Consider the following 19,342-nt stretch of genomic DNA (forward strand, 5'->3'; position numbering starts at 1 on the left):
CAACGCGCTTATTCGCCCAACCCCCCCTAAAAACGACCATCAACCGGCCGATCAGGCGACGAGCTGCTCCATCGCCTGTAGGATCCGCTTATCGGAAATCGGGTACGGCGTCCCCAGCTGCTGGGCGAAGAAGCTGACGCGCAGCTCCTCGATCATCCAGCGGATCTCCTGCACATCCTCATCGTCGCGGCGCGCCGGCGGCAGCTTATTGAACCACTGCTGCCAAGCCTGCTGGATGCTCTCAACCTTCAGCATCTGGGCACGATCGCGATGCGGATCGACGGCCATTTTCTCCAGGCGTTTTTCAATCGCCTGCAGATAGCGCAGCGTATCCCCCAGCCGGCGGAAGCCGTTGCCGGTGACGAATCCACGATAGACCAGGCCGCTCATCTGCGCCTTGATATCCGACAGCCCCAGCGCCATGCTCATATCCACGCGCCCTTTCAGCCGCTTATTGACGTTGAACACTGCGGTCAAGATCTGCTCAACCTGTTTGGCAATCTCCACCACCGTATCGTTAAGCTCGGCGCGGACCTTTTCGTGCAGCTTCGCAAAGCCCTCTTCGCTCCATACCGGCCCGCCGGCCTCGTCAATAAGCTTATCGACGCCGCAGGAGATGCAGTCGTCAATCAGATCCAGCACCTTACCGTAGGGGTTAAAATAGAGCCCCAGCTTGGCTTTATTCGGCAGCTTCTCGTGCAGATATTTAATCGGCGACGGAATGTTCAGCAGCAGCAGACGCCGCAGGCCGCGCCACATCGCCTGCTGCTGCTCGAGCGGATTGTCGAACAGCTTAATCGCCACGCTGTCACGTTCGTCCACCAGCGCCGGCCAGGCCTTAACCCGATAGTTGCCGCGCTTTTGCTCATAGCTTTCCGCCAGCGTGCCGAAGCTCCAGATATGCAGCCCGCTCTGCTCGATACCGTCATCGGCCACCGCTGAGAGCGTCTCCTGCACTTTGCCCTTCAGCGCCTCCTTTAACTCCTGCAGCGAACGGCCTTCGGCGAGCTTCTTATTCTTATCATCCACCACCCGGAAGGTGATTTTCAGGTGATCGGGCACCTGATCCCACTGCCAGGACTCGCGGTCGATAGTCACCCCGCTCATCCGCCGCAGCTCGCGCTCCAGGGAGTCCAGCAGCGGCAGCTCCAGCGGCGTCGCGCGGCCTAAAAAGGCTTCGGCGTAGTTCGGCGCCGGCACGAAGTTACGCCGCACCGGTTTCGGCAGCGACTTAATCAGGGCAATAATCAGCTCCCGGCGCAGGCCGGGGATTTGCCATTCGAATCCGGCCTCCTCCACCTGATTGAGCAGCGGCAGCGGAATATGTACCGTCACCCCGTCGGCGTCGGCCCCCGGTTCAAACTGGTAGGTCAGGCGCAGCTTGAGGCTGCCCTGATGCCAGAAGTTCGGGTAGTCCAGCTTGCTGACCTTCTCCGCGCCCTCTTTAATCAGCATGCTCTTTTCGAAGTTGAGCAGATCCGGAGTCTCGCGGCTGGCCTGCTTCCACCAGTTGTCGAAATGGCGCGCCGAGATAACCTCATGGCCGATGCGCCGATCGTAGAACTCAAACATCGTCTCGTCATCGACCAGGATGTCGCGGCGGCGCGATTTGTGCTCCAGCTCTTCGATCTCTGTTCGCAGCTTGAGGTTATCGCGGAAGAAGGCGTGACGGGTCTGCCAGTCGCCCTCCACCAGCGCGTGGCGGATAAACAGCTCCCGGCACAGCGCCGGGTCAATCTGGCTGTAGTTCACCTTGCGGGCGGCGACGATCGGCAGACCGTAGACGGTTACTTTCTCCGTCGCCATCACCGCCCCCTGCGCCCGCTCCCAGTGCGGTTCGCTGTATGAGCGTTTAATCAGATGCTGCGCCACCGGCTCCACCCACTCCGGGTCGATGCGCGCGGCGATGCGTCCCCACAGGCGGCTGGTTTCCACCAGCTCGGCAACCATGGTCCACTTAGGCGGTTTCTTAAACAGCCCGGAACCCGGGAAGATCGAGAAGCGAGCGTTGCGCGCGCCGGTAAACTCCTGCTTGTCGGTATCCTTCATGCCGATATGCGACAGCAGCCCGGTCAGCAGCGCGATATGAATTTCGCGGTACTCCGCCGGTTCGCTATTGACCGGCAGGCCCAGCTCTTTCACCACCTGGCGCAGCTGGGTGTAGATATCCTGCCACTCGCGCACCCGCAGGTAGTTAAGAAAATCGACGCGGCACTGGCGGCGGAACTGGTTCGACGACAGCGCCTTCTGCTGCTCGCCGAGGTAGTTCCATAAGTTGACGAAGGCGAGGAAATCCGACTCTTTATCGTGGAAGCGGCGGTGCTTCTCATCCGAGGCCTGCTGCTTGTCCATCGGCCGTTCGCGCGGGTCCTGAATCGACAGCGCCGAGGTGATGATCATCGCCTCGCGCACGCAGCCGTGCTTTTGCGCTTCCAGCACCATCCGCGCCAGGCGCGGGTCAACCGGCAGCTGGCTGAGCTGGCGGCCCATCGGCGTCAGCTTATAGGCGGTCAGCTGCTCGTCGGTGGTAATCGCCCCGAGCTCCTCCAGCAGGCGCACGCCGTCCTGAATATTACGCTTGTCCGGCGCCTCAACGAACGGAAAGGCGGCGATATCGCCCAGCCCCAGCGCGGTCATCTGCAGAATAACCGACGCCAGGTTGGTGCGCAGAATTTCCGGGTCGGTAAATTCCGGGCGCGACAGGAAATCATCCTCGGAATAGAGACGAATACAGATCCCTTCCGATACGCGGCCGCAGCGGCCCTTACGCTGGTTAGCGGAGGCCTGGGACACGGGCTCAATCGGCAGGCGCTGCACCTTGGTGCGGAAACTGTAGCGGCTAATGCGCGCGGTGCCCGGGTCGATAACGTACTTAATTCCTGGTACCGTCAGCGAGGTTTCGGCGACGTTGGTCGCCAGCACGATCCGCCGCCCGCTGTGTGACTGGAAGACGCGGTTCTGCTCGCTGTTCGACAGCCGGGCGTAGAGCGGCAGCACTTCGGTATGCCGCAGGTTGAGCTTATTGAGCGCATCGGCGGTATCGCGAATCTCCCGCTCGCCGCTCATAAAGATCAGAATATCGCCGGGGCTTTCATGGCCCAACTCATCGACGGCGTCGAAAATCGCCTGCAGCTGATCGCGTTCGGTATCATCGGCCTCTTCCACAATCGGCCGGTAGCGAACTTCGACCGGCCAGGTGCGGCCGGAGACTTCGATAATCGGCGCGTGGTTAAAGTGGCGCGAGAAACGTTCCGGGTCGATGGTCGCCGAGGTGATGATAACTTTCAGATCCGGACGCTTCGGCAGCAGCTCCCGCAGGTAGCCCAGCAGGAAGTCGATATTAAGGCTGCGTTCGTGGGCTTCATCGATGATGATGGTGTCGTACTGCATCAGCAGGCGGTCCTGCTGGATCTCCGCCAGCAGGATACCGTCGGTCATCAGTTTGACCATGGTGTTGTCGCTGACGTGGTCGCTAAAGCGCACCTTATAGCCGATGCAGCCGCCCGGTTCGCTTTGCAGCTCCTCGGCGATGCGGTTCGCCACGGTACGCGCCGCCAGACGACGCGGCTGGGTGTGGCCGATTAAGCCTTTTACCCCGCGTCCCAGCTCCATACAGATTTTCGGCAGCTGGGTGGTTTTACCGGAGCCGGTCTCCCCCGCCACGATCACCACCTGGTGGTCGCGCACGGCTTCGAGGATCTCCTGTTTTTTCTGACTTACCGGCAGGTTTTCCGGATAGGTAATCGCTGGCCGCGCCGCTTCGCGCAGCAGGACTCTCCCTGCCGCCGCCGCAATCTCCTGCGCCATCTCCCGCAGAATAGCCTGCTGGGATTCAGGATTTTTAACCTTCTTCACGCCGTGCAGACGGCGGGAAAAGCGCGATCTGTCGCGCAGCATCAGACCGTCGAGCTGCTGGAAGAGCTGGGGAAAGGTGAAAATTTGTTGTTCTGTCATAGCGTTATCGGGCAGTGCTCTGCCAGGAAAAATCTCTTTTGAAGTATTGCTGTAGATTACCACAGCTGCTCAATTCATGCCTTGTTCAAAAAAACTGAACACTGAGTTCGATTTATTGCGCTTTCTCTGTGGCATGATTGTGAATAAAGTGTCAGCAAGCACCAGGGCATCGACCCGTCAATCTCATATAAGGAAACACCCATGAGCAAAGTATTAGTTCTCAAATCCAGTATTCTGGCAGGGTACTCGCAATCCGGTCAGCTGTCCGACTATTTTGTTGAACAATGGCGTGAAAAGCATGCTGAAGACGTTATCACCGTGCGTGACCTGGCAGCAAACCCGATCCCGGTACTGGATGGTGAACTGGTTGGTGCTCTGCGTCCGAGCGATGCGCCGCTGACCCCGCGTCAGCAGGAAGCGCTGGCGCTGTCCGACGAGCTGATCGCCGAGCTGCAGGCGAATGACGTGATTGTTATCGCCGCGCCGATGTACAACTTCAACATCCCGACGCAGCTGAAAAACTACTTCGACCTGGTAGCACGCGCCGGCGTCACCTTCCGTTACACCGAGAAAGGGCCGGAAGGTCTGGTTACCGGTAAACGCGCCGTCGTTGTCACCAGCCGTGGCGGCATCCATAAAGATACCCCGACTGACCTGGTAACCCCGTACCTGTCGACCTTCCTCGGCTTCATCGGCATCACCGACGTGAACTTCGTCTTCGCTGAAGGTATCGCTTATGGTCCGGAAGTGGCTGCCAAAGCGCAGAACGACGCGAAAGCGGCCATCGATAGCGTGGTTGCAGCGTAATATAGATTGCCACTCCCACCGCCCGGTGGGAGTTTTTTCTCACCGTCCCCCACCTTACGAGACGCCTCGTAAAATCAGCAGCTAATTCTGTCTGTAAATCCTCCAACGTATACGATAGCGCTCACGGCTTGCGGCCAGCTGGCTCCGACCTCCAGGCCTGACCTGACAAAATGTCGAAAAATCATCGATAGGTACTATGTACACACCAGAGTGTACATGGTACCTTAATATGGAGCGTACTCATGTGCTGTGCGATTGAATTTATCGAAACGCCGCTGTTTACCCGGCAGATAAAACAGCTTGCTACTGACGACGAGCTTCGGGCGCTGCAGAAAGAGCTCATTGGCAATCCGGATGCCGGGGATATCATCCAGAATACGGGTGGATTACGGAAAATCAGGATGGCGACAGGCGTTCAGGGTAAAAGCGGCAGCGCGAGGGTGATTTATTTCCTCGCAACCGCTGAGATTATCTATCTGGTTTTGGCGTACCCAAAAAGCATCAAAGATAATCTGACCGATGCTGAAAAAGCGCAGCTCAAAAAACTAGCAAAACGACTGAAAAATGAGGTGTGACATGAGTTTTTTTGATGAGCTTCAAACGTCTCTCAAAGAAGCCGTTGATATCAAAAATGGCGAGAAAGCCCCGGCCCGCGTGACTCGCTATGAGATTGCTGACGTGAAAGCCATTCGGGCGCAGCTGAACGTTTCCCAGGCGGAAATGGCGCAAGCGCTGGGAACCAGCGTGGATACCATTAAAAGCTGGGAATCCAGGCGCCGTAACCCAACGGGACTCGCGGCAAAAGTGCTGGCGGCGATTCAGGCGAACCCGGCGCTCTTTGGCGAGCTGGCTAAATATTAGGCCCTCAATGCCGGAGGGCTCTGGTTCAGGATGATGATTTCGGCCGCAGGTTTTTATCAAACTCCAGCCGCTTTCTCTGCGGCTCCGCCTCTTTTAGCGGCTCCACCTGGTGCAGCGTCTGCTGGCAGCGCTCGACCAGCGCCTGATACTCCCGCGTCCCCTGCTTTTTCCACGCGATCTCCTGCTCGCTCAGGGCGCGGATGGCCTTCGCCGGGCTGCCGACGATCAGATGGTTGGCCGGCATCTCGGCTTTGGCCTTAACGAACGCCGAGGCGCCGACGATGCTGTTCTCGCCAATCGTCGCGCCGTCGATAATCACCGCGCTCATCCCCACCAGCGCGTTGCGGCCAATCACGCAGCCGTGCAGGATCGCCCCGTGGCCGATATGCCCGTCCTCTTCGACCACCGTATCCTGGCCGGGAAAGCCGTGCATCACGCAGTTATCCTGAATGTTGGCGCCGTCTTTCACCACGATGCGCCCGAAATCGCCGCGCAGGCTGGCGTTAGGGCCGACGTAGACGCCTTTACCAAGGATCACGTCGCCAATCAGTACCGCCGTGGGGTGAACGTAACTCTCATCCGGTACCACCGGGGTCATACCGTCGATCTGATAAATCGGCATCGGCTCTCCTTAAGCGGCGGTCAGGCCGCCAAAACGTTGAAAATAGAGCGGCCCCGGCGCCGGCAGTTCGCCGACCGAGCTCTCCCCGTGCTCGCTGACGAAGGCCAGCGCGCCGGGCGCGACGCGTTGATAAATATTGATGCACAGCTGGCGCGCGGTCTGCCCCAGCCAGTGCGCCGGCAGCAGCTCCTCCGGCAGCAGCGGATCTTTGAGCACCACCCGCCGATAAAAATGGATTAACAACAGCTGGATCTGGAAGCAGCGCTCTGCGGTCAGCTCCGCGCTATCGACGTCGCGCAGCAGCGGCAGCAGCGGGCGAAACAGCGAAATAAAGGTTTCGTACATCGCGTTCTGCTCGGTCAGATGCCAGCACTCCTCGACGCGCGCGCGCAGCGCCGCTCGGGAGAGCGCCAGCGGAGAGTGCGCTTCAAAGCAGATAACGTTTTCCGCTACCCCCGCCTCGTGCAGCAGCGACTGCACGTCCGCCAGCTTCTGCGCCGGCGAGGCGAGCAGGCTCGGCGCCAGCGCGCCAAAGCCCTGCCACAGAAGCTGCTTTTTCACCTCCGCGAGGGTGTTTTTTTCCAGCCCCTCGGAGAGCAGCAGCAGCCAGGTGCCGTCCCACTCCGGGGCGCCGGCGCGATAGATTTTGTGCTCCGCGCGGCGGGTCAGGCGCAGCCCTTTGTCGCTCAGACGATAGAAGCTGCGGCGGCCGATACGCACCACGTCCAGCCACTCCTCCTTGTTGAGGCGAAACAGCGCCGTCCGCACAAAGCGTTCGCCGAACCCCAGCCCTTCGAACAGGGCCGCCACGCTGCCGAGCCACACTTCGCCCCCGCGCTGCAGCAGGGAATCGCCGTACAACGAGGCGATCAGCGAGGTCCCGCTAATCGGCATCGCCGTCGCCGCCTGTTGAATAAAATTATCAAGCCTGCTCATCTGATTCATTCCGTTGCGGTTATAGGTCCATGACGAATCATAGCACAGGGAATTCCCCGTGGGCGCGCGGCGTCCGTCCGGGGAATCGCAGGCCCGCTGAGACGCGCGCCGGGGAGAACCAACCTAGCCGTTGGCGGCGACCTTACGCAGGTCGAACACCCGGCAGGCCTTCCCTTCAGAACGCGGAATGCTGCCGCAGTTGACGATGCTGATATCGGTGGAGATGCCGACCATCGACTTGATGCGGTGGCGCAGCTGATGGCAGATCTGGCAGCGCTGCTCGTGGCTCAGCGACAGGCTGCTCTCCTTCAGCTCCACGCGTACCGAAAGTGAATCAAGATGGCCGCGACGATTGACCTCCAGCTGGTAGTGCGGCGCCAGATGCTCGACCTTGAGGATCTCCTCCTCCAGCTGCGACGGGAAGACGTTGACGCCGCGAATAATCAGCATGTCGTCGCTGCGTCCGCTGATGCGATCCATCCGCCGCATGCTGCGCGCGGTGCCCGGCAGCAGGCGGGTCAGATCGCGGGTACGGTAGCGGATCACTGGCAGCGCCTCTTTGGTCAGGGTGGTGAACAGCAGCTCGCCGTTTTCGCCATCCGCCAGCGGCGTGCCGTCGTGCGGGTTAACAACCTCCGGATAAAAATGGTCTTCCCAGATGGTCGGGCCGTCGGCGGTTTCCAGGCACTCCATCGCCACGCCCGGCCCCATCACTTCCGACAGACCGTAGATATCCAGCGCGGTGATCCCGAGACGACGTTCGATTTCCGCCCGCATCGCCAGCGTCCATGGCTCGGCGCCGAATACGCCAACCCGCAGCGCGCAGCGGCTGGCATCGCCGCCCATCTGCCGCTCCAGCTCTTCAATCAGGTTCAGGCAGTAGGAGGGCGTGACCATAATCATATCCGGCTGAAAATCGCGGATCAGCTGCGCCTGTTTTTCCGTCTGGCCGCCGGACATCGGGATCACCGTGGCGCCCAGACGCTCCGCGCCATAGTGTGCGCCAAGGCCGCCGGTAAACAGGCCGTAGCCGTAGGCGACGTGGATTTTATCTTTTGCCGTGCCGCCGGCGGCGCGCAGGGAGCGGGCGACGATATTGGCCCAGGTATCGATATCGTTTTGCGTGTAGCCCACCACCGTCGGCTTGCCGGTGGTCCCGGACGAAGCGTGGATGCGCACAATCTGCTCCATCGGCACCGCAAAGGTATCGAACGGGTAGTTATCGCGCAGATCCTGCTTGGTGGTGCACGGGAACTTGCTCAGGTCGCTCAGCTCATGGAAATCATCAGGATGCACGCCGGCCGCGTCAAACTTGCGGCGATACATCGGAACGTTGTCGTAAGCGTGTTTCAGAGTCCACTTCAGACGCTGGGTTTGCAGAGCCTGTAATTCGTCACGAGAAGCGTTTTCAATCGGATCTAATTTTGTATTAGTTATCATTTTAGGGTACTCGCAGGTAAATTAGCTCACACTCGCTCGAGGATCATGGCAATGCCCTGACCCACGCCAATACACATCGTACACAGGGCGTAGCGCCCGCCGCGGCGCTGCAGCTCCAGGCTCGCGCTCAGCGCCAACCGGGCTCCGCTCATTCCCAGCGGGTGGCCGAGAGCGATGGCGCCGCCGTTGGGGTTAACGTGCGCGGCATCGTCCGCCACCCCCAGCTGCCTGAGCACGCCCAGCGCCTGGGCGGCGAAGGCCTCGTTCAGCTCAATGACGTCCATATCGTTAATGTTCAGCCCCGCACGCTCCAGCACTTTACGCACGGCAGGCACCGGCCCGAGCCCCATCAGCCGCGGCTCAACCCCGGCGGTCGCCATCGCCACGATTCGCGTCTTCGGGGTTAGCCCCTGGGCCAGCGCCTGCCGTTCGCTGGCGATAATCAGCGCCGCGGCGCCGTCGTTGACCCCGGAGGCGTTGCCGGCGGTGACCACGCCGCCCTTGCGGAACGGGGTTTTTAGCTGAGAAAGCTGCTCCAGGGTAGTTTCGGCGCGCGGATGCTCATCGTCGCGAACGGCGCTGACCGCCCCCTTCTTGCCGATAATCTGCACCGGCACGATCTCCTGCGCCAGGATGCCGTCGCGCTGGGCCTTCGCCGTCAGCCGCTGGCTGCGCAGGGCGAACGCGTCCTGATCAGCGCGGCTAATATTTAACAATTCGGCTACATTCTCCGCCGTTTCCGGCATGCTGTCAGTGCCAAATTGCTGCTGCATGAGCGGGTTCACAAAACGCCAGCCGATGGTGGTATCAAACAGCTCCGCCTGACGCTGGTACGGCGCGCTGGCCTTGCCCATCACAAACGGCGCCCGCGACATCGACTCCACGCCACCGGCAATCATCAGGTCGGCATCCCCGGCCTTAATGGCGCGGGCGGCAAAGCCTATCGCGTCCAGCCCGGAGCCGCACAGGCGGTTGATGGTGGTACCGGAGACGCTCGGCGGATAGCCCGCCAGCAGCGTCGCCATATGCGCCACGTTGCGGTTATCTTCCCCGGCCTGGTTGGCGCAGCCGAAAATCACATCGTCAATGCAGTCGGGATCGATACGCGGATTGCGGCTCAGCAGCTCGCGCAGCGGAATGGCGGCTAAATCGTCGGCCCGCACGCCGGCGAGCGCTCCGCCGTAGCGGCCGATTGGCGTACGAATTCCGTCACAAATAAAGGCGTCACGCATCAGACTTCTCCTGTGATTGTGCCGCCGATGCGGTGCGATTTGCCGCGAAACAGGGCCACAATTTTTTGTTGTTGGTTAACGATTTCAATGTCGTAAACGCCGGTCAGTTTGCCCTGCTGCTTGACCCGTGCGGTGGCGACCAGCTGGTCGCCGACAAAGGCCGGGCGCAGGAAATCGATGCTTGCCGCCGAGGCCACCGCCGCCAGTCCCTGGCTGTTGCAGGCGTAGGCAAAGGCGGTGTCGGCGAGGGAAAAGAGCTGCCCGCCGTGGCAGGTTTGATGGCCGTTAAGCATGTTCGGCGCAACGGTCATGGTCATCTGCGCGTAGCCCTCGTCCATCTCAATAATGTCGATCCCCAGCGTTTGGGCGCAGGTATCGAGTTCGTACATCGCGCGCGCGTTGCGCCAGGCCTTATCGTTCATGGCGCATCTCCAGTAACGCCTTGTGGCGCAGTAGCGAACAGGGGCGATAGCGCTCTTCCCCGTAGTGCTGCTGGAGGTTTTCCAGCAGGCACAGCACCCGGTTCCAGCCCAGCCGGGCGCCCCACGCCAGCGGACCGTGCGGGTAGTTCACCCCCAGGCGCATAGCGGTATCGATATCTTCGGCGTCGGCCACCCCTTTCTGCACCGCGTCCAGCGCTTCGTTTACCAGCATCGCCACCGTGCGCCACACCAGCAGCCCCGGATAATCGGCAATCTGCAGCACCTTTTTGCCCTGCTGCTGGAAATAGCGCACCGCTTTATCGGTGGCCGACTGCGGGTTAGACTCGGCGCTCGCCAGCACCACCGTCTCCCCGGCGCTGTGGTCATAAACCACCACCGGACGGCCGTGTCGCGCGCTGAGGGCCTCGGCGGTGTGGCCTTCAGTCTCCAGCAGCAGCAGCTCGTCAAGCTCGGTGACATTGTCACCTTTACGGCTAATGGTCGTCGCACCGGCCGTCTCGGCCACCGCGCTGAGGGTCAGATCCGCCTCGGCGTCCCGCGGCCAGCGGTACACCCCCTGCCCGCTCTTTTTGCCCAGCCGCCCGGCCAGCGCCAGCTCCTGCTGAACCAGCGAGGGAAGGAAGCGCCGCTCCTGCCAGAAGGCGTTAAATACCGAACAGGTCACCGCGAAGTTGACGTCCTGGCCAATCAAATCGGTCAGCGCCAGCGGCCCCATCGGGAAGCCGCCGCCGTCGCGCAGCGCGGCGTCAATGACCTGCGCGGAAGCCACCTGCTCCTCCAGCGCCCGCCAGGCTTCGGCGTAGAACGGGCGCGCGACGCGATTGACGATAAACCCCGGCGTTGAGCGGCAGCGCACCGGCTGCTTGCCCCACGCGGTGACACACCGGCACAGCTGCTCGACCACTTCCGGCGAGGTGGCCAGGCCGCTGACCACCTCCACCAGCTGCATCACCGGCGCTGGGTTAAAGAAGTGCAGGCCGGCCACGCGCTCCGGGTGCTTCACCCCGGCGGCAATCGTGGTAATCGAAATCGATGAAGTGTTGCTGGTCAGCAGCGTCGAGGGCGAGCAGATCTCCGCCAGCTGGTTGAACAGCGCTTTTTTAACCTCAGGACGCTCGGATGCTGCTTCAATGACCAGCTGCGCCGGCGCCAGCGCGGCCAGCTCCGTCGTCGGCACGATGCGGGCCAGCAGCGCCTCGGCCTGCTCTGCCGCCAGCCTGCCGCGCGCGACGCGCGAGTCCAGGCGCTGGCGAATACCGTCCACCGCGCGGGTCAGCGCATCGCCGGCGATATCGTAGAGCAGCACCTGATGTCCGGCGCCGGCGGCAACTTCCGCAATCCCTGACCCCATAGTGCCGCCGCCGATCACGGCGACGGTTTGCAGTGTTGTACTCATAGGCTATTTCCCGCTGAACCGTGGAGGACGTTTGGCGAGAAAAGCGCTCACGCCTTCGCGGTAGTCGGCGCTGCGTCCGGCCAGGCGCTGGTAGTCGCGTTCCAGGTCAAGCTGAGCATCGAGGCCGTTGGTTTCCGCGGCCAGCAGAGCTTGCTTAATTAGGCCAAGGCCGAAGGTCGGCTGCGCCGCCAGGTGGCGGGCCAGCTGAAGGCTGGTGTCCGCCAGTTCGGCATCCTCCACCAGCTGCCAGATCATCCCCCACTGCGCGGCCTGCTCGGCGCTGAGCTTCTCGCCCAGCAGCGCCAGCCCCATCGCCCGGGCCCGCCCGGCGATCCGCGGCAGGAACCAGCTGCCGCCGCAGTCGGGCACCAGCCCAAGCCTGCTGAAGGCCATAACAAAATTCGCCGATCGCGCGGCGAGGACGATATCGCAGCCCAGCGCCAGGGTTGCCCCGGCCCCGGCCGCCACGCCGTTCACCGCCGCAATCACCGGCTTGGGCAGCGCCGCCAGGCGGCGCACCAGCGGGTTATAAAAGCGCTCCACCGACAGGCCCAGATCCGGCGCCGGGCCGCTGGGGTCGACGTTGCGGTCGTTAAGGTCCTGGCCGGCGCAAAAGCCGCGCCCGGCGCCGGTAATCAGCAGGCAGCGCACGCTCTCATCCCGTTCGGCCTGGGTCAGGTACTCGGCCAGCTGCTGATGCATCACGTCATTAAAGCTGTTCAGGCGATCCGGACGGTTAAGGGTAATCGTCATCACGCCCTGTTCTACGGTGCTGAGAATAAAAGCTTCCACCATTAGCGTCCTTTAAATTGCGGGGTACGTTTTTGTAAAAAGGCGTCGATGCCTTCGCGTCGATCTTCCGTCGCGCTGAGCAGCGTAAACAGCTGGCGCTCCTGCTGGAGCCCGGCCTGCAGCCCCACCTCCTGCGCCTGGCGCAGCGCCTGCTTCGCCGCCCGCAGCGCCAGCGGCGAGTGGCGGGCCACGGTGGCGGCCAGCCTGAGGGCATACTCATCGGTTAACGCCGGCGGATAGATATCGCTCACCAGCCCGGCCTGCTGCGCCCGGCGGGCGTCGATCGTTTCGCCGCTCAGCACCATGCGGCTGGCCAGCGCCTTGCCGACGCAGCGGATCAGCCGCTGGGTGCCGCCCGCGCCGGGCATTATGCCGAGGGTAATTTCCGGCAGGCCGAAGCGGGCGTTATCCCCCGCGACCGTCAGGTCGCAGAGCAGCGCCAGCTCGCAGCCCGCGCCGAGGGCGTAGCCGTTCACTGCCGCAATCAGCGGCTTGCTGAAGGCGTCGATTCGCGCCCACAGGCGGGGGCGGATATCGTCGAACGTGGCGGCCAGATCTTTCTCCGCCATTTCGTTAAGGTCGGCACCGGCGGCAAACACGCGCTGGCCGCCGCTAATCACGCAGGCGCTAACGTCCGGGTCGGCCGCCGCGGCTTCCAGCGCCTCGGCAAGCAAAGTCAGCAGCGTATTGTTTAACGCATTGCGCGCCTGCGGGCGGTTGAGGGTCAGATGCAGCACCCGCCCGTGGCGGGTCATCAGCAGTTCGCTCATGCCATCCCCCGGGCGTCAAAATCTACCACCACGTCGCCGCTGGTCGGCAGCGCCTGGCAGCTAAGCACGTAGCCGGCCGCCAGTTCGTCGGCCTCAAGGCTGTAGTTGGCCGCCATCGCCACTTCCCCGCGCAGCACCTTGCACTTGCAGGTGGCGCAGACGCCGCCTTTGCAGGCGAACGGCAGATCCGCCCCCTGGCGCAGCGCCGCGTCGAGAATGCTGTCATCCTCCGCGCTGAGGGCCACCAGCCGGTCGCGGCCGTCCTGACGAATGGTGACGGTGCGTCCTTCTGCCTGCACGCCGGTCGCGCGTTTGACGCTGCTTCCCGGGGTATTAAAGCGTTCGAGATGAATGTCGTGCGCCGCCATCCCCAGTTCGCCCAGCGCGGCTTCCGCTTCATCCATCATCGCCGCCGGGCCGCAGATAAAGGCCTCGTCGAAGCGGCTGAAGTCGAGCAGACGGCCGGAGAGCGCGCGCAGCTTGTCGCCGTCGATGCGCCCCTGCAGCAGGTCGCTGTCCATCGACTCCTGGCTGAACAGATGAATCACCTGCAGCCGCTGCGGATAGCGGTCTTTCAGGTCCGCCAGCGCCTGGCGAAACATCATGCTGTGGCTGCTGCGGTTGCCGTAAATCAGGGTGAAGCGGCTCTGCGCTTCGGTGGCGAGCGTGGCGCCGATAATCGCCATCATCGGCGTAATGCCGGAGCCGGCGGCGATCGCCAGGTACTCGCCCCGGCGTTCGGCCTGCGGCTGGTAGCCAAAATGGCCCTGCGGCACCATCACCTCCAGGGCCATGCCCTGGTGGATATCGTTCTGTGCATAGCGGGAGAAGCGGCCACCGTCGATAGCCTTCACCGCCACGCTGATTTCCGCCGGCGTGCGGCTGCGGCAGATGGAGTAGCAGCGGCGTAGCTCTTCCCCGCCGAGGCGGGCTTTCACGGTCAAATGCTGGCCGGGACGGAAGGCGTACTCCGCCTGCAGCGCGTCGGGGATCGCAAAGGTAATGGTCACCGCATCGCGGGTTTCCGGCTCCACTCTCGCGACGGTAAGCGAATGAAACGTGGTCATGGCAACCTCAAATACATTTAAAGTAATCAAAGGGTTCACGGCAGCTGTCGCAGCGGTAGAGCGCTTTGCAGGCCGTAGAGCCGAATTCGCTGATCAGCGAGGTGTGGACGCTGCCGCAGCGCGGGCAGATCACCTCCTGCGGCATATCGGCGTGGCAAGCGTGTCCCTGCGGCGGGCTGATCCCATACTGGCGCAGGCGCTCGCGGGCCGTCGGGTTCATCCAGTCGGTGGTCCACGGCGGATCAAGCTGGAGGACAATATGCACCGGCGTGTAGCCGTGGCGGGCCATCGTCGCGCGGATCTCGCTCAGCAGATGCTCCGTCGCCGGGCAGCCCGAGTAGGTCGGCGTAAAGCCAATCACCCAACCCTCGCCGCGCGGCGCCACGCTGCGCACCATTCCGAGGTCGGTAATGGTCAGCACCGGCACTTCCGGGTCGGGGATCGCGCTGAGCAGGGCCCAGATAGCGTGAACGTCGGCGGGCGCGATAGCGCTGAGTCGCTGCATAGTCTCCTCCTGCTACCACTGTTGGCCGGGATAGGCGCGCTGCAGATACTGCATCTCCGCGAGCATCGGTCCGAGGTGCTCGCTGTGCAGGCCCTGCTTACCGCCGCTGCGAAACGCCGCTTCCTGCGGGATCCGCAGGCCCGACTCCAGCAGCGCGGTATGCACCGCGCTCTGCCACGGCTCCTGCAGCTCGCACGGGTCAACGACAATCCCCTCTTCGGCCAGGCTCAGCTCCAGGGCGTCGGCCATAAACAGCTCGCCGGTAAACCGCCACAGGCCGTCAACCGCCTGCTGCATTTTTTGCGCGGAGAGCGTCGTGCCGTTGCCCAGCCGCTCCAGCCAGCCGCGGCTGAAGCGCAGGTGATAGCGCACCTCCTTCAGCCCCTTGGCGGCGATGGCGGCAAGCTGCGCATCGCGGCTCTCCGCCAGGCGGGTAAACAGCTCTACATGCCAGGCGTCGATAAAGAACTGGCGGGCGATGGTGTCGGCGAAGCTGCCGTTCGGCTGCTCCACCAGCAGCAGGTTGTGGAACTGGCGCTCGTCGCGGCCAAAGGCCAGGGTGTCTTCATCGCCGCTCCCCGCCAGCTCCGCCGCGTAGCTGAGGAAATTTCGCGCCTGGCCGAGCAGGTCGAGGCCGATATTGGCCAGCGCCAGATCGATCTCCAGCTCCGGCGCGTGGCCGCACCACGCGCCCAGGCGCTGGGCCAGTACCAGGCCGTTATCGCCGAGACGCAGAGCATAAGCTGCAACGGGATTCAGGTTATTCATCGCTGCCTCACATATGTTCCATGCCGTCCGGCACGCTGTAGAAAGTAGGATGGCGGTAGATTTTGCTCTCCGACGGGTCAAAGAATTCGCCGCGTTCTTCCGGCTGCGAAGCGATAATTTCGCTGGCCTTCACCACCCACAGCGAACAGCCTTCGCTGCGGCGGGTGTAGACATCGCGGGCGTTTTCCAGCGCCATCTGGTCGTCGGCGGCGTGCAGGCTGCCCACGTGGCGGTGCGAGAGTCCCTGTTTGCTGCGGACAAAAACTTCATATAACGGCCAGTAAACGTTGCTCATGGTGGTGCTCCTTACGCCGCATCGCGGGAGTGTTGTTTTTGCGCATGGGCCAGCGCGGCTTCCCGCACCCATGCCCCCTCTTCCCAGGCTTTACGCTTGGCGGCCAGCCGTTCGTGGTTGCAGATCCCGCGGCCGCTAATAACCTCGTTCAGCTCCTGCCAGTTGATTTCGCCGAAGCGGTAATGTCCGCTGGCTTCATCAAACTGCAAGTCGGGGTCCGGCACCTGCATGCCGAGGATCGCCACCTGCGGGACGGTGTTGTCGACAAAGCGCTGGCGCAGCTCGTCGTTGGAGTGCAGCTTGATCTTCCACGCCATGCTGCGCGCGCTGTTGGGCGAGCTGTCATCGCTCGGGCCAAACATCATCAGCGCCGGCCACCAGAAGCGGTCGATCGCGTCCTGCAGCATCCGCCGCTGCTCATCGCTGCCCTGGGCCAGCACCATGCAGGCTTCAAATCCCTGGCGCTGATGGAAGCTCTCTTCTTTGCAGATTTTGACCATCGCCCTGGCGTACGGGCCGTAGGAGGTGCGGCACAGGGCGACCTGGTTAACGATGGCGGCGCCGTCCACCAGCCAGCCGATCACGCCGATATCCGCCCAGCTCAGCGTGGGGTAGTTAAAAATGGAGGAGTACTTCATCCGCCCGTCGAGCATCTTCTGATAGAGATCTTCCCGGGCGCAGCCGAGGGTTTCCGCCGCGCTGTATAGATAGAGGCCGTGGCCGGCCTCATCCTGCACTTTAGCCAGCAGGATCGCCTTGCGGCGCAGCGTCGGCGCGCGGGTGATCCAGTTCCCTTCCGGCAGCATGCCGACAATTTCGGAGTGCGCATGCTGGCCAATCTGGCGGATCAGCGTCTGGCGATAGGCATCGGGCATCCAGTCCTGCGGTTCGATGGCCGTATCCTGCGCGATGCGCTGGTCAAAGCGTTGTTCTTCTGTCACGTCATCACCTTATGATTCATGTAAATTCAACAAATAAATTTTTGTGAATCACTTTGTTTTATAAAAGTTACACTCAGGTTAAATAAAACCACAAATTTTGTTTGTTCTTTTTGTGATGACCGCCGCAAAACATTGCCGTAAGCACAGAAAATACAGTGAGATAGCGCCATGACGTGCGGCGCTATCGATCACAATGTTAATAAATTATTAAATATAGACTTGCATTTTATGATTCACAAAAGAACTATTTATAGATATTTCACGTAACACATCTGGAGATTCGCGATGCAGCAGTTAGCCAGCTACTTATCCGGCGCCTGGCAGACCGGCCAGGGCCGCACCCGTACTATTCACCACGCCATCAGCGGCGAGGCGCTGTGGGACGTCACCAGCGAAGGGCTGGATATGGCGCAGGCGCGCCGCTTTGCCATCGAGCGCGGCGGCAGGACGCTGCAGGCCATGACCTTTATCGAGCGCAGCGCGATGCTCAAGGCGGTGGCCAAACACCTGCTGGAGCACAAGGCCGAGTTCTACGCTATTTCGGCGCAAACCGGCGCGACCCGCGCCGACAGCTGGGTCGATATCGAAGGCGGCATCGGCACGCTCTTTACCTACGCCGGACTGGGCAGCCGGGAGCTGCCGGACGATAACCTGTGGCCGGAAGATGAGCTGATTCCGCTGTCAAAACAGGGAGGCTTCGCCGCCCGCCACGTGCTGACTTCGAAGTCCGGGGTCGCGGTGCATATCAACGCCTTCAACTTTCCCTGCTGGGGAATGCTGGAGAAGCTGGCGCCCACGTGGCTGGCCGGAATGCCGGCGATCGTTAAACCAGCGACCGCCACCGCCCAACTGACGCAGGCGATGGTCAAGGCGATTGTCGACAGCGGGCTGGTGCCGGAAGGCGCCATCAGCCTGATTTGCGGCGGCGCGGGGGATCTGCTCGACCATCTCGACGGCCAGGACGTGGTGACCTTCACCGGCTCCGCCGCTACCGGCCAGCAGCTGCGCGTGCACCCCAACCTGGTGGCGAAATCGATTCCCTTCACCATGGAGGCCGACTCGCTGAACTGCTGCGTACTGGGCGACGACGTTACCCCGGAGCAGCCGGAGTTCGCGCTGTTTATCCGCGAAGTGGTGCGCGAAATGACCGCCAAAGCCGGGCAGAAATGTACCGCCATCCGCCGGATCATCGTGCCGCAGGCGCAGGTCAACGCGGTAAGCGAGGCGCTGATCGCCCGCCTGCAGAAGGTGGTGGTTGGCGACCCGGCGCAGGAGGGCGTCAAGATGGGCGCGCTGGTGAACGGCGAGCAGCGCCGGGACGTGCAGGAGAACGTCAATAAGCTGATTGCGGCCGGCTGCGAAGTCCGCCTCGGCGGCCGGGCGGACCTCAACGCCGCCGGGGCCTTTTTCCCGCCGACGCTGCTGTTCTGCCCGCAGCCGGACGAAACCCCGGCGGTGCACGCCATCGAAGCCTTCGGCCCGGTGGCGACCCTGATGCCCTACCAAAACCGCGAGCACGCCCTGGCCCTCGCCCGGGCGGGTGAAGGCAGCCTGGCAGGGACGCTGGTCACCGCCAGCGGCGAGCTGGCGCGAGAATTTATTCTCGGCGCCGCCCGCTGCCACGGCCGTATTCAGGTGCTGAACGAAGAGTCGTCCGCCGAATCCACCGGCCACGGCTCGCCGCTGCCGCAGCTGGTCCACGGCGGCCCGGGCCGCGCGGGGGGCGGCGAGGAGCTCGGCGGCCTGCGCTCGGTGAAACACTATATGCAGCGCACGGCGGTTCAGGGTAGCCCGACCATGCTGGCCGCCATTTCAAAGCAGTGGGTGCGCGGCGCGCGGGTTACGGAGGACCGCATCCATCCGTTCCGCAAATATTTCGAAGAGATCCAGCCCGGCGATAGCCTGCTGACCCCGCGCCGGACGCTGACCGAAGCGGATATCGTCAACTTTGCCTGCCTCAGCGGCGACCACTTCTACGCCCACATGGATAAAATTGCCGCCGCCGAGTCGATTTTCGGCGAACGGGTGGTGCACGGTTACTTCCTGATCTCCGCGGCCGCCGGGTTGTTCGTCGACGCCGGAGTCGGGCCGGTTATCGCCAACTACGGCATGGAAAACCTGCGCTTTATCGAGCCGGTGAAGCCGGGCGACACCATCCAGGTACGCCTGACCTGCAAGCGTAAAACGGTCAAACGCCAGCGCACAGCGGAAGAGAAAGCAACCGGCGTCGTCGAGTGGGCGGTAGAGATATTTAACCAGCACCAGCAGCCGGTGGCGCTCTACTCCATTCTGACCCTCGTTGCCCGCCAGCGCGGCGACTTCCCGGCCTGACGGCAAAACGCCCTCCCCATCGCCCCGGGTTTTGGCCGCAGCGCCCTCCCGGGGCATAACTGGCAAATCTGACAAACAACCTGGCAAGAGCAAACAAACGCCTGATGACCCGGCGCTGATAGCTTAGTGCTACTGAAGCCGACTTTCGCAGCGGCAAGGCATAACACAACAATAAGACGAGG

General features: G+C 62.5%; 18 protein-coding genes. 4 read left to right on the plus strand and 14 right to left on the minus strand.

The window, feature by feature from the left end; translation table 11 throughout:
- Window positions 1-51: 51 nt before the first annotated feature.
- Complete coding sequence (hrpA, locus tag AC1M2H_RS15295; protein ID WP_480147983.1) at window positions 52-3,954, minus strand: ATP-dependent RNA helicase HrpA; 3,903 nt, start codon at window positions 3,952-3,954, stop codon at window positions 52-54.
- 201 nt (window positions 3,955-4,155) lie between these two features.
- Between hrpA and azoR the strand changes: the two genes are divergently transcribed.
- The 3 genes from azoR (at window position 4,156) to nadS (ending at window position 5,622) form a co-directional block, all read left to right on the plus strand.
- On the plus strand, window positions 4,156-4,761 hold the full coding sequence (gene azoR / locus AC1M2H_RS15300; protein ID WP_133599964.1) for an FMN-dependent NADH-azoreductase: 606 nt from the start codon (window positions 4,156-4,158) through the stop codon (window positions 4,759-4,761).
- Window positions 4,762-5,003: 242 nt separating this feature from the next.
- Entirely contained in the window at window positions 5,004-5,336 is a 333-nt protein-coding gene (locus tag AC1M2H_RS15305) for a type II toxin-antitoxin system RelE/ParE family toxin (protein WP_480147984.1), read from the plus strand.
- A gap of 1 nt (window position 5,337) precedes the next feature.
- Entirely contained in the window at window positions 5,338-5,622 is a 285-nt protein-coding gene (nadS, locus tag AC1M2H_RS15310) for a NadS family protein (RefSeq protein WP_480147985.1), read from the plus strand.
- Window positions 5,623-5,647: 25 nt separating this feature from the next.
- On the opposite strand, the gene paaY is transcribed toward nadS, so the two are convergent.
- The 13 genes from paaY to paaA form a co-directional block, all read right to left on the minus strand.
- The gene (paaY, locus tag AC1M2H_RS15315; protein WP_480147986.1) at window positions 5,648-6,244 is read right to left on the minus strand and encodes a phenylacetic acid degradation protein PaaY; all 597 of its coding nucleotides are present in this window, start codon (window positions 6,242-6,244) and stop codon (window positions 5,648-5,650) included.
- A 9-nt stretch (window positions 6,245-6,253) separates the two neighbouring features.
- Window positions 6,254-7,180, minus strand: coding sequence for a phenylacetic acid degradation operon negative regulatory protein PaaX (paaX, locus tag AC1M2H_RS15320; protein ID WP_480147987.1), 927 nt, complete (start codon window positions 7,178-7,180; stop codon window positions 6,254-6,256).
- Window positions 7,181-7,303: 123 nt separating this feature from the next.
- The gene (gene paaK, locus AC1M2H_RS15325) at window positions 7,304-8,620 is read right to left on the minus strand and encodes a phenylacetate--CoA ligase PaaK (RefSeq protein ID WP_480147988.1); all 1,317 of its coding nucleotides are present in this window, start codon (window positions 8,618-8,620) and stop codon (window positions 7,304-7,306) included.
- A gap of 26 nt (window positions 8,621-8,646) precedes the next feature.
- Window positions 8,647-9,852, minus strand: a complete 1,206-nt coding sequence (gene pcaF / locus AC1M2H_RS15330) for a 3-oxoadipyl-CoA thiolase (RefSeq protein WP_480147989.1) — start codon at window positions 9,850-9,852, stop codon at window positions 8,647-8,649.
- On the minus strand, window positions 9,852-10,274 hold the full coding sequence (paaI, locus tag AC1M2H_RS15335; protein ID WP_480147990.1) for a hydroxyphenylacetyl-CoA thioesterase PaaI: 423 nt from the start codon (window positions 10,272-10,274) through the stop codon (window positions 9,852-9,854). The genes pcaF and paaI overlap by 1 nt, the downstream gene beginning before the upstream one ends.
- Window positions 10,264-11,691, minus strand: coding sequence for a 3-hydroxyacyl-CoA dehydrogenase (locus tag AC1M2H_RS15340; RefSeq protein ID WP_480147991.1), 1,428 nt, complete (start codon window positions 11,689-11,691; stop codon window positions 10,264-10,266). Before AC1M2H_RS15340 ends, paaI begins: the two co-directional genes overlap by 11 nt.
- Window positions 11,692-11,694: 3 nt before the next feature.
- Complete coding sequence (gene paaG / locus AC1M2H_RS15345) at window positions 11,695-12,483, minus strand: 2-(1,2-epoxy-1,2-dihydrophenyl)acetyl-CoA isomerase PaaG (RefSeq protein ID WP_480151951.1); 789 nt, start codon at window positions 12,481-12,483, stop codon at window positions 11,695-11,697.
- Between the two features lie 2 nt (window positions 12,484-12,485).
- Window positions 12,486-13,253 (minus strand): 2,3-dehydroadipyl-CoA hydratase PaaF, encoded by a 768-nt coding sequence (gene paaF, locus AC1M2H_RS15350; protein ID WP_480147992.1) that lies wholly within the window; start codon window positions 13,251-13,253, stop codon window positions 12,486-12,488.
- Window positions 13,250-14,320, minus strand: a complete 1,071-nt coding sequence (gene paaE / locus AC1M2H_RS15355) for a 1,2-phenylacetyl-CoA epoxidase subunit PaaE (RefSeq protein WP_480147993.1) — start codon at window positions 14,318-14,320, stop codon at window positions 13,250-13,252. Before paaE ends, paaF begins: the two co-directional genes overlap by 4 nt.
- 7 nt (window positions 14,321-14,327) lie before the next feature.
- Window positions 14,328-14,825, minus strand: coding sequence for a 1,2-phenylacetyl-CoA epoxidase subunit PaaD (gene paaD, locus AC1M2H_RS15360; RefSeq protein ID WP_480147994.1), 498 nt, complete (start codon window positions 14,823-14,825; stop codon window positions 14,328-14,330).
- Between the two features lie 12 nt (window positions 14,826-14,837).
- Complete coding sequence (paaC, locus tag AC1M2H_RS15365; protein WP_480147995.1) at window positions 14,838-15,593, minus strand: 1,2-phenylacetyl-CoA epoxidase subunit PaaC; 756 nt, start codon at window positions 15,591-15,593, stop codon at window positions 14,838-14,840.
- 7 nt (window positions 15,594-15,600) lie between these two features.
- Window positions 15,601-15,888: a 1,2-phenylacetyl-CoA epoxidase subunit PaaB gene (gene paaB / locus AC1M2H_RS15370; protein ID WP_480147996.1), complete on the minus strand. Its 288-nt coding sequence runs from the start codon at window positions 15,886-15,888 to the stop codon at window positions 15,601-15,603.
- Window positions 15,889-15,899: 11 nt separating this feature from the next.
- Complete coding sequence (paaA, locus tag AC1M2H_RS15375) at window positions 15,900-16,829, minus strand: 1,2-phenylacetyl-CoA epoxidase subunit PaaA (protein WP_480147997.1); 930 nt, start codon at window positions 16,827-16,829, stop codon at window positions 15,900-15,902.
- Window positions 16,830-17,114: 285 nt separating this feature from the next.
- Between paaA and paaZ the strand changes: the two genes are divergently transcribed.
- Window positions 17,115-19,160: a phenylacetic acid degradation bifunctional protein PaaZ gene (paaZ, locus tag AC1M2H_RS15380; RefSeq protein WP_480147998.1), complete on the plus strand. Its 2,046-nt coding sequence runs from the start codon at window positions 17,115-17,117 to the stop codon at window positions 19,158-19,160.
- Window positions 19,161-19,342: the final 182 nt, after the last annotated feature.

Source organism: Klebsiella sp. F11, assembly GCF_056712265.1.

What these genes read in the sequence shown, in the direction of transcription:
- hrpA (WP_480147983.1), bottom strand. Translation starts at nt 3,954, where the DNA reads ATGACAGAACAACAAATTTTCACCTTTCCCCAGCTCTTCCAGCAGCTC.
- azoR (WP_133599964.1), top strand. Translation starts at nt 4,156, where the DNA reads ATGAGCAAAGTATTAGTTCTCAAATCCAGTATTCTGGCAGGGTACTCG.
- AC1M2H_RS15305 (WP_480147984.1), top strand. Translation starts at nt 5,004, where the DNA reads ATGTGCTGTGCGATTGAATTTATCGAAACGCCGCTGTTTACCCGGCAG.
- nadS (WP_480147985.1), top strand. Translation starts at nt 5,338, where the DNA reads ATGAGTTTTTTTGATGAGCTTCAAACGTCTCTCAAAGAAGCCGTTGAT.
- paaY (WP_480147986.1), bottom strand. Translation starts at nt 6,244, where the DNA reads ATGCCGATTTATCAGATCGACGGTATGACCCCGGTGGTACCGGATGAG.
- paaX (WP_480147987.1), bottom strand. Translation starts at nt 7,180, where the DNA reads ATGAGCAGGCTTGATAATTTTATTCAACAGGCGGCGACGGCGATGCCG.
- paaK (WP_480147988.1), bottom strand. Translation starts at nt 8,620, where the DNA reads ATGATAACTAATACAAAATTAGATCCGATTGAAAACGCTTCTCGTGAC.
- pcaF (WP_480147989.1), bottom strand. Translation starts at nt 9,852, where the DNA reads ATGCGTGACGCCTTTATTTGTGACGGAATTCGTACGCCAATCGGCCGC.
- paaI (WP_480147990.1), bottom strand. Translation starts at nt 10,274, where the DNA reads ATGAACGATAAGGCCTGGCGCAACGCGCGCGCGATGTACGAACTCGAT.
- AC1M2H_RS15340 (WP_480147991.1), bottom strand. Translation starts at nt 11,691, where the DNA reads ATGAGTACAACACTGCAAACCGTCGCCGTGATCGGCGGCGGCACTATG.
- paaF (WP_480147992.1), bottom strand. Translation starts at nt 13,253, where the DNA reads ATGAGCGAACTGCTGATGACCCGCCACGGGCGGGTGCTGCATCTGACC.
- paaE (WP_480147993.1), bottom strand. Translation starts at nt 14,320, where the DNA reads ATGACCACGTTTCATTCGCTTACCGTCGCGAGAGTGGAGCCGGAAACC.
- paaD (WP_480147994.1), bottom strand. Translation starts at nt 14,825, where the DNA reads ATGCAGCGACTCAGCGCTATCGCGCCCGCCGACGTTCACGCTATCTGG.
- paaC (WP_480147995.1), bottom strand. Translation starts at nt 15,593, where the DNA reads ATGAATAACCTGAATCCCGTTGCAGCTTATGCTCTGCGTCTCGGCGAT.
- paaB (WP_480147996.1), bottom strand. Translation starts at nt 15,888, where the DNA reads ATGAGCAACGTTTACTGGCCGTTATATGAAGTTTTTGTCCGCAGCAAA.
- paaZ (WP_480147998.1), top strand. Translation starts at nt 17,115, where the DNA reads ATGCAGCAGTTAGCCAGCTACTTATCCGGCGCCTGGCAGACCGGCCAG.